20 protein-coding genes are annotated in these 16,999 nt (G+C 59.6%); 16 read left to right on the forward strand and 4 right to left on the reverse strand.

Annotated features, from left to right (window positions below):
• The 15 genes from QQJ98_RS19215 to QQJ98_RS19285 all read left to right on the forward strand — a co-directional run.
• A partial coding sequence (locus QQJ98_RS19215) for an EF-Tu C-terminal domain-related protein (protein WP_164736703.1) occupies positions 1–80 on the forward strand: 80 nt, incomplete at its 5' end.
• Between the two features lie 174 nt (positions 81–254).
• Entirely contained in the window at positions 255–563 is a 309-nt protein-coding gene (gene rpsJ / locus QQJ98_RS19220) for a 30S ribosomal protein S10 (RefSeq protein ID WP_054006329.1), read from the forward strand.
• A gap of 15 nt (positions 564–578) precedes the next feature.
• A complete protein-coding gene (gene rplC / locus QQJ98_RS19225) occupies positions 579–1,292 on the forward strand; it encodes a 50S ribosomal protein L3 (protein ID WP_284326909.1) in 714 nt (237 codons plus the stop codon).
• Positions 1,289–1,909, forward strand: coding sequence for a 50S ribosomal protein L4 (rplD, locus tag QQJ98_RS19230; protein ID WP_284326910.1), 621 nt, complete (start codon positions 1,289–1,291; stop codon positions 1,907–1,909). Before rplC ends, rplD begins: the two co-directional genes overlap by 4 nt.
• Positions 1,906–2,217, forward strand: coding sequence for a 50S ribosomal protein L23 (locus tag QQJ98_RS19235; RefSeq protein ID WP_284326911.1), 312 nt, complete (start codon positions 1,906–1,908; stop codon positions 2,215–2,217). Before rplD ends, QQJ98_RS19235 begins: the two co-directional genes overlap by 4 nt.
• 162 nt (positions 2,218–2,379) lie before the next feature.
• Positions 2,380–3,216, forward strand: a complete 837-nt coding sequence (rplB, locus tag QQJ98_RS19240; protein WP_284326912.1) for a 50S ribosomal protein L2 — start codon at positions 2,380–2,382, stop codon at positions 3,214–3,216.
• A 3-nt stretch (positions 3,217–3,219) separates the two neighbouring features.
• Positions 3,220–3,498: a 30S ribosomal protein S19 gene (gene rpsS, locus QQJ98_RS19245; protein ID WP_284326913.1), complete on the forward strand. Its 279-nt coding sequence runs from the start codon at positions 3,220–3,222 to the stop codon at positions 3,496–3,498.
• 3 nt (positions 3,499–3,501) lie between these two features.
• A complete protein-coding gene (gene rplV, locus QQJ98_RS19250; protein ID WP_054006320.1) occupies positions 3,502–3,882 on the forward strand; it encodes a 50S ribosomal protein L22 in 381 nt (126 codons plus the stop codon).
• Positions 3,882–4,598, forward strand: a complete 717-nt coding sequence (gene rpsC, locus QQJ98_RS19255) for a 30S ribosomal protein S3 (RefSeq protein ID WP_284326914.1) — start codon at positions 3,882–3,884, stop codon at positions 4,596–4,598. The genes rplV and rpsC overlap by 1 nt, the downstream gene beginning before the upstream one ends.
• A gap of 12 nt (positions 4,599–4,610) precedes the next feature.
• Positions 4,611–5,024, forward strand: a complete 414-nt coding sequence (gene rplP / locus QQJ98_RS19260) for a 50S ribosomal protein L16 (RefSeq protein WP_054006322.1) — start codon at positions 4,611–4,613, stop codon at positions 5,022–5,024.
• 285 nt (positions 5,025–5,309) lie between these two features.
• A complete protein-coding gene (locus QQJ98_RS19265; RefSeq protein WP_284326915.1) occupies positions 5,310–6,335 on the forward strand; it encodes a LacI family DNA-binding transcriptional regulator in 1,026 nt (341 codons plus the stop codon).
• Between the two features lie 164 nt (positions 6,336–6,499).
• Positions 6,500–7,330 (forward strand): TIM barrel protein, encoded by an 831-nt coding sequence (locus QQJ98_RS19270; protein WP_284326916.1) that lies wholly within the window; start codon positions 6,500–6,502, stop codon positions 7,328–7,330.
• Between the two features lie 84 nt (positions 7,331–7,414).
• Complete coding sequence (locus QQJ98_RS19275; RefSeq protein WP_284326917.1) at positions 7,415–8,356, forward strand: sugar ABC transporter substrate-binding protein; 942 nt, start codon at positions 7,415–7,417, stop codon at positions 8,354–8,356.
• A gap of 109 nt (positions 8,357–8,465) precedes the next feature.
• Positions 8,466–9,539, forward strand: coding sequence for an ABC transporter permease (locus tag QQJ98_RS19280; RefSeq protein WP_284326918.1), 1,074 nt, complete (start codon positions 8,466–8,468; stop codon positions 9,537–9,539).
• Positions 9,536–10,294, forward strand: coding sequence for an ATP-binding cassette domain-containing protein (locus QQJ98_RS19285; RefSeq protein WP_284326919.1), 759 nt, complete (start codon positions 9,536–9,538; stop codon positions 10,292–10,294). Before QQJ98_RS19280 ends, QQJ98_RS19285 begins: the two co-directional genes overlap by 4 nt.
• A gap of 44 nt (positions 10,295–10,338) precedes the next feature.
• Here QQJ98_RS19285 and QQJ98_RS19290 read toward each other — a convergent pair whose 3' ends face one another.
• Entirely contained in the window at positions 10,339–11,538 is a 1,200-nt protein-coding gene (locus tag QQJ98_RS19290) for an MFS transporter (RefSeq protein ID WP_284326920.1), read from the reverse strand.
• Positions 11,539–11,612: 74 nt separating this feature from the next.
• On the opposite strand from QQJ98_RS19290, the gene QQJ98_RS19295 reads away from it, so the two are divergent.
• A complete protein-coding gene (locus tag QQJ98_RS19295; protein WP_284326921.1) occupies positions 11,613–12,056 on the forward strand; it encodes a MarR family winged helix-turn-helix transcriptional regulator in 444 nt (147 codons plus the stop codon).
• Between the two features lie 3 nt (positions 12,057–12,059).
• Here the strand turns inward: QQJ98_RS19295 and QQJ98_RS19300 are convergent, their stop codons facing one another.
• From QQJ98_RS19300 to QQJ98_RS19310, 3 genes are all read right to left on the reverse strand, one after another.
• On the reverse strand, positions 12,060–14,009 hold the full coding sequence (locus QQJ98_RS19300) for a monovalent cation:proton antiporter-2 (CPA2) family protein (RefSeq protein ID WP_284326922.1): 1,950 nt from the start codon (positions 14,007–14,009) through the stop codon (positions 12,060–12,062).
• Positions 14,010–14,425: 416 nt separating this feature from the next.
• Positions 14,426–15,667: a mandelate racemase/muconate lactonizing enzyme family protein gene (locus QQJ98_RS19305; protein ID WP_284326923.1), complete on the reverse strand. Its 1,242-nt coding sequence runs from the start codon at positions 15,665–15,667 to the stop codon at positions 14,426–14,428.
• A gap of 30 nt (positions 15,668–15,697) precedes the next feature.
• Complete coding sequence (locus tag QQJ98_RS19310; RefSeq protein WP_284326924.1) at positions 15,698–16,915, reverse strand: TCR/Tet family MFS transporter; 1,218 nt, start codon at positions 16,913–16,915, stop codon at positions 15,698–15,700.
• Between the last annotated feature and the right edge of the window lie 84 nt (positions 16,916–16,999).

Raw genomic sequence — 16,999 nt, forward strand, 5'->3', positions numbered from 1 at the left:
TGGAAGAAAAGCTGCGCTTCGCCATCCGCGAAGGCGGCCGCACCGTCGGTGCAGGCGTCGTATCGAAGATCCTGAAGTAAAGCTGCGCGAATCGCCTTTCCAAAGGCGGTCGCACACTATAAGGGACCACCAGCGGCGCGCTCCTTCGGGGGCGCGCCGTGCACTTGGAAGAACCACCATCCGCTACGCCGACAAAGAAACGTGAACCTATGGGCCGGGCCTGTTGCCCCGCCTACGTTCAGAAGGAAGTACACATGCAAGGTCAAACCATCCGTATTCGGTTGAAAGCCTTCGATTACCGCGTGCTGGACGCCAGCACTGCAGAAATCGTAAGCACCGCGAAACGCACCGGCGCCACTGTGCGCGGGCCGATTCCGCTGCCGAACAAAATTGAGAAATTCACGGTTCTCCGTGGTCCGCACATCGACAAAAAGTCGCGCGACCAGTGGGAAATCCGCACGCACAAGCGTCTTCTCGACATCGTTGATCCGACCCCCCAGACCGTTGACGCGCTGATGAAGCTCGACCTCGCCGCTGGCGTGGATGTCGAGATCAAAGTTTAAGGGAGGAGAGATAACATGCGTTCTGGCGTTATCGCTAAAAAGCTGGGCATGACCCGGCTGTTCCTCGAGAACGGCACCCAAGTTCCGGTGACCGTTCTGCAACTCGACAACCTGCAAGTTGTGGCTCAACGCACCGTTGACCGCGATGGTTATACCGCTGTTCAGCTTGGTGCTGGTCTGGCGAAAGCCAAGCGCACCACCGCTGCTATGCGTGGCCACTTCGCCAAAGCCTCGGTCGAACCGAAGCGCAAGATCGCGGAATTCCGCGTCTCGCCCGCGAACCTGATCGAAGTCGGCGCTGAAATCACTGCTGACCACTATTTGGCAGGCCAGTTCGTCGATATCGCTGGCACGACCAACGGTAAAGGCTTTCAGGGTGCTATGAAGCGTCACAACTTTGGTGGTCTGCGGGCTTCCCACGGCGTGTCGGTTTCGCACCGTTCGCACGGCTCGACCGGTCAGTGTCAAGATCCGGGTAAAGTCTTCAAAGGCAAGAAAATGGCTGGTCACATGGGCGCTGTGCGCTGCACCACCCAGAACCTGCAAGTCATCCGCACGGATGCCGAGCGTGGCTTGCTGATGATCAAAGGCGCTGTCCCCGGCACCAAAGGTGGCTGGGTCACCATCAAGGACGCAGTGAAGAAAGCGGCTCCGGCTGGTTTGCCTTTGCCTGCGGCCATTCGTTCGGTTGCTGCTGCACCTGTCGCTGTTGAAGGAGGTGAAGCATGAAACTTGACGTGATCAAACTTGATGGCGGCAAAGCTGGCACCATCGACCTTGACGAAGCCCTGTTCGGCCTCGACCCGCGCGCAGACGTTCTGCACCGTGTCGTCCGTTGGCAGCGCGCCCGCATGCAGGCAGGCACCCACTCGACGCTGACCCGCGCCGAAGTGTCTTACTCGACCAAGAAGATCTACAAGCAAAAAGGCACCGGCGGCGCACGTCACGGTTCCAAGAAAGCCCCGATCTTCCGTCACGGTGGCGTTGTCAAAGGCCCGACCCCGCGTTCGCACGCTCATGATCTGCCGAAGAAATTCCGCGCTCTGGGTCTGCGTCACGCTCTGTCGGCGAAAGCCAAGGCAGGCGAGCTGGTGATTTTGGACGTGGCCACCATGGCCGAAGCCAAAACCTCGATCCTCGCTAAACATGTGTCCGAGTTGGGCTGGAAGCGCGTGCTGATCATCGACGGCGCAAGCGTTGACGCGAATTTCGCGTTGGCTGCTCGCAACATCGAAGGCATCGACGTGCTGCCAACCATGGGCGCAAACGTCTATGACATCCTGAAGCGTGACACTCTGGTGATCACCAAAGCAGGTGTCGAAGCTTTGGAGGCTCGTCTGAAATGAGCAAGACTTCAACGGGCATCAAGCCCCAGCACTACGACCTGATCAAAAAGCCGGTGATCACCGAAAAAGCCACTATGGCTCAGGAGAACAACGCGTTTGTGTTCCAGGTCGCAATGGATGCAACCAAGCCCCAGATCAAAGAAGCTGTTGAGAACATCTTCTCGGTCAAGGTGAAAGCGGTCAACACCACGATCACCAAAGGCAAGGCCAAGAAGTTCCGCGGTCGCGCAGGCGAGCGCTCGGACAAGAAGAAAGCCTATGTCACTTTGGAAGCCGGAAACTCTATCGACGTTTCGACGGGCCTCTGATATTGGCGGCGAATCCCACGGCCCCGGTTCTCCGGGGCCGTGGATTTTTACGGAATCGGTCTGAATTGGTCCTACCAGCGCAGGCCTTACTCGGGGATCTACGGAGCCCTATAACCTTGGATCAGCAAAATCTGATCCATCCAATGACGGAAGACAGAAAGCATGGCACTTAAGTCGTATAAGCCGACGACGCCTGGCCAACGCGGGTTGGTTCTGATCGACCGTTCGGAATTGTGGAAAGGCCGCCCGGTCAAAGCCCTTACTGAGGGTTTGACCAAGACAGGTGGCCGGAACAACACCGGACGTATCACGATGTGGCACAAGGGCGGGGGCGCCAAGCGCCTCTACCGTGTGGTCGATTTTCGGCGCACCAAGTTTGATATCCCGGCGGTCGTTGAGCGGATTGAATACGATCCGAACCGCACCGCCTTTATCGCTCTGATCCGCTACGCGGATGGCGAGCTGTCGTATATTCTGGCGCCGCAGCGCTTGGCAATCGGTGACTCTGTCATCGCGGGTGCCAAGACCGACGTGAAGCCGGGCAATGCGATGCCGTTCTCGGGCATGCCGATCGGTACGATCATCCACAACGTCGAGCTGAAAGCCGGCAAGGGCGGCCAGTTGGCACGCGCTGCAGGCACCTACGCTCAGTTCGTGGGTCGCGACGGTGGTTACGCGCAGATCCGTTTGTCTTCGGGCGAACTGCGTCTGGTGCGTCAGGAATGCATGGCCACCATCGGTGCCGTGTCCAACCCCGACAACTCGAACCAGAACTTCGGTAAAGCAGGCCGTATGCGTCACAAGGGCGTTCGCCCGACCGTGCGCGGTGTTGCAATGAACCCGATCGACCACCCGCATGGTGGTGGTGAAGGTCGGACCTCGGGCGGCCGTCATCCGGTTACGCCATGGGGCAAAGGCACCAAGGGTAACAAGACCCGTAAGGCCAAGGCTTCGGACAAGTTGATTGTCCGGTCGCGTAACGCGAAGAAAGGGCGCTAATCCATGTCACGTTCTATTTGGAAGGGCCCGTTCGTCGACGGTTATGTTTTGAAAAAAGCAGAAACCGCGAAAGCCTCGGGCAAGAACGAAGTGATCAAGATCTGGTCGCGTCGCTCCACTATTCTGCCGCAGTTCGTCGGGCTGACCTTTGCCGTCTATAACGGCAAAAAGCACATCCCGGTTGCTGTGACCGAAGAGATGATTGGTCAAAAGTTTGGTGAATATTCGCCGACCCGCACCTATTACGGCCACGCGGCCGACAAAAAAGCCAAGAGGAAATAAGCCATGAGCACGGAAAAGAACCCCCGTCGCGTGGCGGAAAACGAAGCAATGGCGATCAGCCGGATGCTCCGCACCTCGCCGCAGAAACTGAACCTTGTCGCTGGTCTGATCCGCGGTAAGAAAGTTGAAAAGGCTCTGGCCGATTTGACCTTCTCGAAGCGCCGCATCGCGGGTGACGTGAAGAAGTGCCTGCAGTCGGCGATTGCCAACGCAGAGAACAACCACAACCTCGACGTGGACAGCCTGATCGTGGCTGAAAGCTGGGTCGGCAAAAACCTGGTGATGAAACGTGGCCGCCCGCGTGCGCGTGGCCGTTTCGGCAAAATCATGAAACCGTTCAGCGAGCTGACGATCATCGTGCGTCAAGTCGGGGAGTCTGCATAATGGGTCAGAAGGTCAATCCGATCGGTATGCGCCTCCAGGTCAACCGCACCTGGGACAGCCGCTGGTTTGCTGAATCGAAAGATTACGGCAACCTGCTGCTGGAAGACCTCAAAATGCGCGCGTTTGTGCATGAAGAGTGCAAGCAAGCTGGCATCAGCCGCGTGATCATCGAGCGTCCGCACAAAAAATGCCGTGTGACCATTCACACTGCACGTCCGGGCGTGATCATCGGCAAAAAAGGCGCCGATATCGAAACCCTGCGCAAGAAACTGACGGCGTTCACGAAGTCGGATGTTCATTTGAACATCGTCGAAGTGCGCAAGCCTGAAGTGGATGCACAATTGGTTGCCGAGTCGATCGCGCAGCAAATGGAACGCCGGGTGTCTTTCCGTCGTGCCATGAAGCGCGGCGTGCAAAGCGCCATGCGTTTGGGCGCGCTCGGTATTCGTGTGAATGTTGGTGGCCGTCTTGGCGGCGCCGAAATCGCACGGACCGAATGGTATCGTGAAGGCCGTGTGCCGTTGCACACCCTGCGCGCTGACATCGACTATGCTCTGTCCGAAGCCACGACTGCCTATGGCATCATCGGGGTGAAGGTCTGGATCTTCAAAGGCGAAATCCTTGAGCATGATCCGCAAGCCCATGATCGCCGTCTTGCCGAAGCGCAAGAAGGTGCAGCACCGCGTTCGCCTCGCCGCGACCGCGAACGCGCGTAAGGGAGAAGACAGATGTTGCAACCAAAACGGACTAAGTTCCGCAAGCAGCACAAAGGCCGTATCCACGGCGAAGCGAAGGGCGGCTTCCTGCTGAACTTCGGCTCCTTTGCGCTGAAAGCCACCGAGCCAGAGCGTGTGACGGCCCGTCAGATCGAAGCGGCTCGCCGCGCGATCACCCGTCACATGAAACGCCAAGGCCGTGTCTGGATCCGGATTTTCCCGGATGTTCCGGTCTCGTCCAAGCCCACCGAAGTGCGGATGGGTAAAGGTAAAGGCTCGACCGACTACTGGGCAGCCAAGGTCAAACCGGGCCGCATCATGTTCGAGATCGACGGCGTGTCCGAGATCATCGCGCGTGAAGCTCTGCGCCTTGGCGCGATGAAGCTTCCGGTCACCACCCGCGTGGTCGCCCGCGAAGACTGGTAAGGTTTAGCCTTTGGGCAAAACCAGTGCGGTGTAGCGGGTTTCGATAAAAACCCGCAGGCCGTCACCCGGTTCAGAATAAAACCCCCGCTGGCAACAGCGGGGGTTTTGCTTTTCATAGAAAGTCCCCTGATTTCCACCCAAAATCAGCCAGCGCACCGCACCAATCCCTCCCTCCCGGCGCTATTTGGAAGAAACATTCCATTTTCTCGACGCGTCCTCTGGAATTTGCCATCAATTATCGTCAGAACTTGACCTCAGTTGGGGGAAAGTCGTCAGGGGGTTGTGATGAAGCGTTTGGGCATGGCCGATTTGGCGCGGGCGGCAGGGGTGTCTATTGCGACCGTGGATCGGGTGCTGAATGGCCGCGAACCGGTGCGCGAAGATACACGGGCGCAGATCATTGCGGCGGCGGAGCGCATTGGCCATCCCGCCGCACGCCGCTTGTCGCCGCGCCCGCTTGATCTGCCCGGTCTGCGGTTCGGTGTGGTGCTGCACAAGCAGGGGCAGGATTTCTACAAGGCCTTCGCCGAGACCCTACACCGCGCTGTCGCCCAGGCGCCCGGTGTCGAAGGCCGTTTGGTGCTGGAGTTTTCGTCCAGCCAAGCCCCCAGTGAGATGGCCAGTGCCTTGCGGGCGATGGCGGGGCGCTGCGATGTTCTGGCCGCCACCGCCGTTAACCACCCCGAGGTGACAGCAGCTGTGGAAGAGCTGTCCAGCAAGGGCACGGCGGTATTTTCCTTGTTGTCAGACTTTGCGCAGGGCGTGCGCGCGGGCTATCTGGGGCTGAACAACCTGAAGGTGGGCCGCACCGCGGCATGGTTCATGCATCAAACCGCTCGAAAACCCGGTGCGATGGCGCTATTTGTGGGCGGGCACCGCTTTCATGGCCACGAATTGCGCGAGACCGGATTTCGCGGCTATCTGCGCGAATGTGCGCCGCATCTGACCGTTCTCGACACATTGGTTAATCTTGAGACCCGCCAGCTGACCTATGAAACCACGCTGGCCTTGTTGACCCGGCAGCCCGATCTGCGCGGCATCTATGTGGCCGGTGGCGGTATGGAGGGTGCGATCACCGCCCTGCGAGAAGCGCGCCCCGTGCAGGATGTGGCTCTGGTGGTTTCGGCGCTGACCCCAGAGTCGCGAGCAGGTCTGGCCGAGGGCTTGGTGACATTGGTGGTCGATACACCGCTGGAAAAACTGTGCCGCGATCTGATGATGCTGATGACCCGCGCTGCTTTGGAAGGCCGAGGTGCGGGCGGCATGCAGCACTTTTTACCGCCGGATCTTCATGTGGCAGAATCTGTCTGAGGCTTGGTGCCACCTTGGCATAGGTGACGAAACGGGCGCACTCACTCAAAGTTTCGTCAAAAAGCATCAGAAACGCCGACCTATAATAGAACCTTCGCATGAGATCAGACTTGAAATAGAATTTCAATTCCACGACAGTGATAAAACTGGCCCGAGGAGGGGCCATGAGTCGAGGAATTTCCACAATGCTGCCGTTTGCTTTGAACCACATGACCACGCCGAACCTTGGCTGGCGGGCCTTTCTTGACCTTGCCCAGTCTCTGGGCTGTGTCGGGGTCGAATTCCGCAATGATTTCAACAAGCCGCTGTTTGGTGGCACCGATCCTGCCGAAGTGGGCGCTGCCGCCCGCGCCGCCGGTTTGCGTATCCTTGCGCTGGCCGAGGTCAAGATGTTCAACGATTGGTCGGAAGCCAAACGTGCTGAGGCTGATGCTTTGATGAAAATTGCCAAGGCCTGCGGTGCCGAGGCGATCAGCTTGATCCCGCGCAATGATAACGTCGCCACGGACCGCGCCGAGAGCCGCCGCGTCACGGAAATCGCTTTGCGTGAACTTTTGCCGATGCTGCAATCCTACGGCCTGAAAGCCATGGTCGAACCCTTGGGCTTCGAGGTGTGCTCGTTGCGCTACAAGGATGTTCTGGCCGAAGTGATCACGGCGGTCGGCGGCACAGGCACCTATTTCATCGTGCATGACACCTTCCACCACGCCCTTGCCGGGGGTGGGCCAATCTACCCGGAACTGACAGGAATCGTTCACGTTTCTGGCGTTGTCGATGCACAGCTTTACGTCAATGACATGCGCGACCCACACCGCGTCTTGGTTGATGCCGATGATCTGCTGGGCAATGTCGCGCAAATCCGCGCCCTGCGTCGCGCAGGCTACAAGGGCGCTGTCAGCTACGAGCCTTTCGCCAAAAGTGTTCACGATCTGGCCCAGCCCAAGGTGGCGCTAGAAGCTTCTATGCAATTCATCCGCGCGGGCGTGCTCGCCTGAAGCGGCAGAATACCGCCCCTGAGGGAGGGGGCGGTCCGGCCAATAAAACGGTGTGCCGGACACCAACTTGTGGAGGAGAGACACATGAAAAAGATCATTATGACCGCTGGCTTTGCAGCCCTGATGGGCACCAGCGCGATGGCAGACGGCATCGGCGTGTCGATGGCGCTGTTTGACGACAACTTCCTGACCGTGCTGCGCAATGGCATGGATGCCAAGGGCAAAGAGCTGGGCGTTTCGCTGCAAATCGAAGATGCGCAGAACGACGTGGCCAAGCAGCTTGATCAGATCAACAACTTCATCGCTTCGGGCGTTTCGGCGATCATCGTCAACCCGGTTGACACATCGGCGACGCAAGCGATGTCGGATGCCGCCGCAGCCGCCAACATCCCGCTGGTCTATGTCAACCGCCAGCCGATCAACGTCGACACGCTGCCTGACAATCAGGCCTTTGTTGCCTCTAACGAAGTCGACTCTGGCACGCTGGAAACCATCGAGGTTTGCGCACAGCTGAAGGCTGCTGGCAAAGACAAAGCCAATGTCTATGTGATGATGGGCGAGCTTTCCAACCAAGCCGCCGTGCAGCGCACCGCTGACATCCATGATGTGATGGCCGCTGGCAAATGCGTGGTCGAGTTGACCATCATCGACGAGCAAACCGCCAACTGGAGCCGTGATCAGGCGCAAACCCTGATGACCAACTGGCTGTCCTCGGGCACCGCGTTTGACGGCGTCATCGCCAACAACGACGAAATGGCGATTGGCGCGATTCAGGCGATGAAGGCCGCCAATATCGACATGAAATCGGTCGTGGTCGGAGGCGTTGATGCCACACAAGACGCTTTGGCTGCGATGCAGGCGGGTGATCTTGACGTGACCGTGTTCCAGGATGCCGCAGGGCAGGGCGCGGGCGCTTTGGATGCCGCAATCAAGCTGAGCAAAGGCGAGGCGGTTGATCAGAAAGTCTACGTCCCGTTCCAACTGGTGACGGCGGCCAACGTGGCTGACTACGCCGCCAAGAACTGATCCCTTTGGGAAAGAAGGGCAGCATCCGCAAGGTGTTGCCCTTCGCCTTATCGTGCGCTGGGAAACGCCGATACACTGATTTCATCTGATAATTTGGGGGGAGAGACCCGTGGCAGAGCCTAACCATGGCCTAGGTGGCCTGAAATATGACCCATCGAAGAAAGCCAGACCACAAGAGCTGAACGTATTCGTAGCGCTTCTGATCATCGTGGCCGCGTTCGAGATTCTGGGCCGCCTAATCCTTGGCGACAGCTTTTTGTTCAACACCCGCGACAATGTCGAAGGGCTGTTCAACACCCAGCGCCTGTCGATCATCATTCTGCAAGTCGCCACCGTCGGCATCATCGCCATCGGCGTCACGCAAGTGATCATCACCGGCGGCATTGATCTGTCCTCAGGTTCGGTGGTCGGTGCCACCGCCATGGTGGCGATGAGCTTTGCGCAGACCGCCTTGGTCAACGGCAACCCCAATCCGAAAGCGATCTTTGGCGATTGGGCGATGGATCTGCCAATTCTTGTGCCAATTCTGATTGGTCTTGGCTGCGGTTTGATCGCGGGTCTGATCAACGGCGCTTTGGTCGCTTATACCAAAATCCCGCCGTTCATTGCCACGCTTGGCATGATGGTCTCGGCGCGCGGCTTTGCGCGTTGGTGGTCCACCGGCAACCCGATTTCCTTCCCAACCGAAAGCTACAACGCTATCGGTTCGGGGATGCGCCCGGTGTTCGTGTTCATCGCCCTCGCCGTGCTGTTCCACCTGATCATGACCTATACCAAATACGGCAAACACTCCTACGCCATTGGGTCGAACGAACAAGCCACCCGCATGTCGGGTATCAACGTCGACCGCCACAAGGTGCTGGTCTATGTCATCGCCGGCATGCTCGCCTCGGTTGCCGCCATCGTGGTGTCGTCGAAAGGCCAGACCGCGCAGGCGAATATGGGCGTGATGTATGAACTCGATGCCATCGCCATGGCCGTGATCGGCGGGATTTCCCTGCAAGGCGGGCGCGGCTCGATCATCGGCACGGTGATTGGCGCGCTGATTTTCGGCGTGATCATCTCGGGCTTCACCTTCCTGAAACTCGACGCCTACTATCAGGAGATGGTGAAGGGCGCGATCATCGTCGGCGCGGTTGTGTTGGATCAATGGCGGCAGAAAAGCCGGGGGGCACGGGTATGAGCGATTTTATTCTGGAAACCCGTGGTCTCACCAAGCGCTACGGTGGCGTGCATGCGCTGGAGGACGCCAACTTCACCCTGCGTCATGGAGAACATGTGGCTGTGGTCGGCGACAACGGTGCTGGCAAATCGACTTTCGTGCGCCAGATTACTGCGGTCGAACAGCGCTCGGCGGGCGAAGTGATCTTCGACGGCGCCCCGGTGAATTTCGCAGGCCCGCTCCAAGCCCGCGAATCCGGCATTGAAACCGTGTTCCAAACCTTGGCCTTGGCCGATGATCTCGACGTGCCCTCGAACCTGTTTCTCGGGCGAGAGCTGTTCAAGTTCAAACTCGGCCCGTTCTCGATCCTTGACCGCAAAACCATGCGCGAAAAGACAATGGAGGCTTTGAAGACCACTGCCGTCAAAATCCCCAATGTTGATAACCCGATCCGCAATATGTCGGGCGGCCAGCGCCAATGTGTTTCCATCGCCCGCACGGCAGCTTTCGCGTCAAAACTGGTGATCATGGATGAACCGACGGCGGCCTTGGGCGTGCAGGAAACCGCCCAGGTCGAAAACATCATTCGTGGTTTGAAAGACCGCGGCGTGCCGCTGATTTTGGTCAGCCACAACCTGCGGCAAGTCTTCGATCTGGTTGACCGCATCGTGGTGTTCCGCCGTGGCCGTATCGTCGCATCCTTGCGCAAGGACGAAACCGACGGCAACGATATCGTGTCCTACATCACCGGCGTCAAAGGCGGGGTAGAGGTCTGACACCAAGCCGCCCCGGACGTGATCCGGGGCGGCTTGGGGAAAACTCAGGCGGCAGCGCCAACCATCGGCCCCCGTGCAAATGGCCGAAACGTCGCGGCCACCGCAAATGCCGCCAGCCCCAGCGCGAAACAGGTGATATACAGCCCGCCATAGCTGCCGGTTTTGTCGAAAATCCAGCCGCCCAGCACCGGCCCCGTCGCCATGCCCAGACTGCCCGCCATCCCCGTGCCACCCATGATCGTGCCCATCATTTTCATCGGGAAGTTCTCACGCACCAGCACAGCATACAGCGGCATGATCCCGGCGTAGATAAAGCCAAACAGCGCCGCCACCGCATAAAACTGCCCCAGATCGCGGGCGAAGAAATACGCCAGCGCCCCAAACGCCTGCACCAAAAGCCCCGCCACCAATACGCGCTTTGCGCCAAACTTGTCGCCCATCACGCCAAACCCTATGCGGCCAAACATCCCGGCGATACCCTCCACCGAGTAAATCGACACCGCCGCCAGCGCCGCGATGCCACAAATCTCGGCATAGCTGACCGTGTGAAAAATCGGCCCGGAATGGGTGGCGCAACAAAAGAAATTCGCAGCCACCAGCACGATGAACTGCGGCGAGCGCACTGCCCCCCGCACCGTCATCGCCGAATCCGGCGCATCAAAGCCGACCTCTGCCTGCGCAGGCGGGCGCTTTAACAGCAGTGCCAGCGGCAAAGTCACCAGCGCCACCAGCCCGGCCAGAAGTGACAGCACCACGCGCCAGTCATAGCTTTGCACCAGCCACGCCGCCAAGGGCGACATGGTCACCGGTGCCATCCCCATCCCAGCAGAGATCAGCGACACCGCCAGACTGCGCTGCGTTGAAAACCACCCCGTCACCGTCGCCATCATCGGCGCGAAAAATGCCGCGACCGAGCCGCCGACCAGCACGCCAAAAATCAGCTGAAACCACAGCAAAGACGGCGCATGGCCCGCCCCCCACAGGCTGATCGAAAAAACCACCGCCCCCGTCATGACCACAGGTCGCGCGCCGTAACGATCCGACAGAGCGCCCCAGATCATCGCCATTGCCGCCATCGACAAAAACGCAATCGTCATCGCCGCCGAAATTCCGGTGCGCGACCAGCCCGTGGCCTGAACCATTGGCGTCAGCAGCACCGGAAGCGAAAACAGCGCCCCCATCGCCACGCAGCCCATCACCCCGCCCGCAGCCACGATCACCCAACGATATGCGGACTCTGCCATAGCGCCTCCGTCGATCAAATGCCTGCGACAAGCCGCCGCTTGTTCCGCCTTGGTTGGTTTGATATCAATGTAAAATGAGTGAAGCAAGCCTGTCCATCGCCACCGTTCTGCAGATCCGCGACCAATGCCTGTGCCTTGCAACCCAGCGCGCGGCGCGCAAACTGGCGCGGCGGTTTGACCGTGTGTTGGCGCCCTCGGGGCTGACCAATGGCCAGTTCTCCATGCTTGTGGCGTTGTCAGGGCAATGGCAACCGCGCTTGGGCGCGTTGGCCGAGTTTCTGGCGATGGATGCCACTACCATGACGGCCGCTGCGAAAACCTTGGAAAAGCGCGGCTTGGTGCAATTGATCGCGGACGAGGCCGACGCCCGCGCCCGCCGCCCGATCCTGACCGAGGCCGGGCGCGCTGTTGTGGCGCAAGCGGTGCCGCTTTGGCGCGATGAACACGCCAAGCTGCGCGCCGAAATGACCGGCACCGATGCCACGGCCCTGGCGCAGATACTGTGGCAGCTGGGCTAGAGGCTAAACCGAAACCTCGGATTCCGAAGGCTCGGTTGGCAGTTCGATCGGCAATTCACCGGTGGTCTCATAGCTTTCGCGCATCCCCGACGGCAGCAGGGTTTCAAACGCCGGTTTGCCAAGGATCTCGGCAAATTTCACGATCAGCTTTTGCTCGACCTTGGTCGACAGCTCTCGCGCCCGCGCCACATAAGCGGGGTTTTCAAAATTCGGGATGTTGGGATCGTAATGTTCAGCCATCGCCCGCATGATCTTCTGATCGGCCTCGTGATAGACCTGCCGCATCGCCTCGGCCTGTTCCGGCGTCGCCCCCAAAGCCTGAAACGCCGAGCGGCCCATGCGGATCGAGCTGTCATAGGTTTCGCGGATAATATCGCGGCAACCAGCGGCCCAAAGGTCGTAGACATGGTTGCGATCCACCGCCCGCGCGATCACATGCAGGTTCGGATGGGCGGCCACCACATGCTGCACCATCTCGGTGATCTGGTCGCGATCATCAATCGCGATCACCAACAGCTTGGCCTCGGCAATGCCTGCTGAATGAAGCATATCGGGCCGGGTGGCATCGCCGAAATATGCCTTCACACCAAATTTTGCCATCATCTCGAGCTGCTTGCTGCTAAAGTCGATCACTGTGGTGTGATAACCCGCTGCCCGCAGCATTCGGTTGACCAAGCCGCCGACGCGGCCTGCGCCCGCGATGATGATATGGCTGGGATCGGTGATTTCATCCGCCTCGCGCTGCATGGTTTCGGCAAAACGCGGCGCAATCACCCGGTCGTAAAAGATGAACAGACCCGGCGTCAGCAGCATCGACAAAGCCACCACCAACAGCATCTTGTCGGCAATCTCGGGCGGCAAAACCGCCGAGCTGACCATAAGCGAGATCAGCACAAAGCCGAACTCACCCGCCTGCGCAAGCGCCAGCCCGAACAGCCATTTGTCCGCCGCAGCCAAGCGAAACACCCGACCCAGCACCAGCAACACCGCCACCTTCACCACGATCAGCCCAACCACCAAAGCCGCGATCTGGCCCAGATTGTCCCACAGCAGCGCAAAATTCACCCCTGCACCGACGGTCATGAAGAACAGCCCCAACAGCAGCGCCTTGAACGGGTCAATATCGGATTCCAGCTCGTGACGGTATTCGCTGTTGGCCAAAACCACCCCCGCCAAAAACGTGCCCAAGGCGGGCGACAGCCCCACCAAAGTCATCAGCAACGCAATGCCGATCACCATCATCAGCGCGGTCGCGGTGAACAATTCATGCAATTGCGCCGAAGCCACAAAGCGGAACACCGGGCGGGTCAGATAGTTGCCGCCCAACACCACGCCAATGATCGCGGCGATATTGACCAGCGCCACCTGCCAGCTGGCCAGACCCGCCACCAGACTGAAGCCCACCTCGTGATCGGTGACGCTATGGCCGCCCTGCAATTCGGGCAAAGCCAGCAGCGGGATCAGGGCCAGCATCGGGATCACCGCAATATCCTGCGTCAGCAGCACCGCGAAACTGGCTTGGCCCGCATCGCTTTTCATCAGGCCCTTTTCGCCCAAAGTCTGCAAAACGATGGCGGTCGAGGACATCGCCAGCACCAGACCCACCGCCAAAGCCACCGACCAGCCCAAGCCCAACCCCATACCGACGCCCATCACCGCCGCCACCGTCAGCACAACCTGCCCGCCGCCCAAGCCCAAAAGCCGCGTGCGCATCGCCCAGAGGTTTTTCGGCTCCAGCTCCAACCCGACCAGAAACAGCATCATCACCACGCCGAATTCGGCAAAGTGCTGGATCGACACCACATCAACCTGCAGCACCGCCAGAACCGGGCTGATCACGATGCCCGCGATCAGATAACCCAGCACCGAGCCCAAGCCCAGCCGGGCGGCAATCGGCACGGCAACCACCCCCGCAACAAGGAACAAAAACGCCAACAGCAAAACATCGGTCATGTGCAAAACCTTATGGGGTGGCATGTTTTACGCGAAATCCCCGCGCGCCAAAAGCCGGATTCGTAGAAAAAGAGCGGGTTTGGCATGGCAGCACTGGGAAGGCTCTGCTGGCGTTCATGCGGAAAAACGGGTGGCCAAGTGGCGCAATCTAAGCGCCGCAAGGCTGGTTTCTTGCAGCGACGGCTGTTCTGGCCCTGCGATAGGTCTTGGCGATGACTGCGTTTTGGCCAGCTTTGGCCCGTCCCCGCGGGGACAAAACGATTTGCGTGTGCTGTCCCCGCGGGGACAACCCTAACTGTATGCGGTGTCCCCGCGGGGACAAAACTGTCTGCCGTCAGCGTCCCAGCGGGGACAAAGTTATATAGGATGTGGTTTGAAGAAATTCCCCCGCAATATATAGCATTGCGGGAGTTTTCTTAAACCGAGGTCGGCGCGGGCGCGCCACCTTCAAAGCGGTTGCCGTGGCGATAATCGCAGGGCGCTTCCTGCATCTGCAGATGCAAAGCGGTGCCGGTGTAGGGATGCGCGCGGGCGACATCCTCGTCAAACTCAATCCCCAAGCCGGGTGCCGTCGGCGGCAGGATATAGCCATCCTCCCACTTCAGGCTGTTCTTGATCAGCTTCAGATGGAAGTCGCCGCCGGTCTGGATGGTTTCGGCCATCAGAATGTTCGGGATCGACACCGCAAAATGCACATTCGCCGCCCATTCCACCGGGCCTGCATAAAGATGCGGCGCCATCTCGGCATTATAGACCTCGGCCATCGCTGCGATCTTCTTGGCCTCCCAGATGCCACCGACACGGCCCAAGGCAGGTTGCAAAATCTTCACCCCGCCATGACGCAAAAGCGCACCGAACTCGGCTTTCGTGGTCAACCGCTCACCCGTCGCAAGCGGCACCCGGACAGAGCGCGCCACTTCGGCAAATTCGGCAAGGTTGTCTGGCGGGATGGGCTCTTCATACCACAGCGGGTTATAGGGCTCGATCGCCACCCCCAGCCGGATCGCGCCGGGCGTGGTGAACTGGCCATGCGTGCCGAACAAAAGATCAGCCTTGTCGCCGACCGCCTCGCGGATTTTCTTGCAGAATTCAACCGAGCGCGAGATATCCGACATCGCAGGCTCATGCCCGCCGCGAATGGTGTAGGGGCCGGCAGGGTCGAATTTCACAGCGGTAAAGCCTTGGCTGACGCAGCGCGCCGCAGCCTCGGCGGCCATATCCGGGTTCACCCAGAAATCGGCCGGAATCTCACCCGCTTCGGGATAAAGATAGGTATACGAGCGCACCTTTTCATTCATCATCCCGCCGAGCAAAGCCCAAACCGGGCGGTCGCGGGCCTTGCCAAGAATATCCCAGCAGGCAATTTCCAGCCCGGAAAACGCGCCCATCACGGTGGGATCGGGGCGCTGCGTGAAGCCCGCAGAATAGGCGCGGCGATACATCAGCTCGATATTCTCGGGGTTTTCGCCCAGCATATGGCGCTCGAACACATCATGGATGACAGCATCCATCGCGCGGGGGCCAACGGTCGAGGCATAGCACTCGCCATAGCCGACGATGCCGTTATCTGTCGTCAGTTTCACGAATGTCCAATAGCGCCCGCCCCAACCCGGAGCAGGTGGTGCGACGGTGAAAATCTCAAGATCGCGCAGCTTCATAAGGCACCCCCTGTTTTGCGTCAGGCTAGATCAGGACTTGGGCGTTTCGCGCGTTCCCGCGACAAAGAGTATAACAACCGCGACCATAAGTGTCGCAGACAGCAGAAACGGCGCGCCCGGAAGCTGGATCGGCGCTGTCGGGCTGGTGAAATAGCCAAACACCCAGGTCATCACCAAGGGCGAAATGATCATCGCCAAAGCGTTCAGCGAAGAATTTACCCCCTGCAATTCGCCCTGCTGATTTTCGGGCACCGCGCGCGACATCATCGCTTGCAGGCTTGGCCCGGTGACGCCCCCCAAAGCCGCAATCGGGGTGAACACCAGCGCCCAAAACCCCGAGGTCGCAACGCCGTAAAAGCCATAAGACACCACCTCCAGCCCCATGCCGACCGCCGCCGTGCGCCGCTCGCCGATGCGGCGGATCATCGGGGCCACCAACAGGGCCTGCGTCAATGCCATACAGATGCCAAAGGCGGCCAAGGCAAAGCCGATCCAGCGCGCATCCCAGCCAAAGGCCGCTTTGCTGTAATACGACCAGATCGCGGGCCAGACGTTGAAAGTCACGGCGTAGAGGAAGCTGACCAGTAACAAGCGCCGCAACCCCGGCAAGCGCCGGATCGCGCGGAGCGAGGCCAAAGGATTGGCCCGCCCCCACGTGAAAGCCCGGCGCTTGTCCGCGCCAAGGCTTTCGGGCATCACAAACCAGCCAAACACCAGATTGGCCAAAGCCAACACCGCCGCAGCCCAAAACGGCGCGCGCACATCAATCCCCGCCAACAAACCGCCCAGGATAGGGCCCGCCACAAAGCCAATGCCAAACCCGGCACCAATCAGGCCAAAGCGCTTGGCCCGCTCATCCGGGGCGGAAATATCGGCCACATAGGCATTCGCCGTCGCATGCGTCGCCGCGGCCACTCCGGCAACGATCCGGGCAATCAGCAGCAGCCAGACCGTATGCGCCAAAGCCATCGCCACATAGTCCAGCGCCATCACCGCCAAAGACACCAACAGCACCGGCCTGCGCCCAAAGCGATCCGACAGATTGCCCACCAGCGGCCCGCAGACAAACTGCATCACCGCAAAAGACGCGGCCAACACCCCGCCCCAAAGGGCAGCCTCGCCCAAACCTGCGTGGGTCACATCCTCCATCAGATCCGGCATCACCGGAAAGATCAGCCCAATGCCAATCGCATCCAGCGCGACGGTGAACAGGATGAACAGCAAACTCAGATTACCGCGCGCAAACATCTTCTCTCCCAACCAAACCCAAAGCCGTCCGCCCATTCCCGACAATTCGACTAAAATTGTTTCATCTGTTCCTAAATATCCCGG

It is taken from the genome of Cypionkella aquatica (genome assembly GCF_030161095.1).
GTDB classification, from domain to species: Bacteria; Pseudomonadota; Alphaproteobacteria; order Rhodobacterales; family Rhodobacteraceae; genus Cypionkella; species Cypionkella aquatica.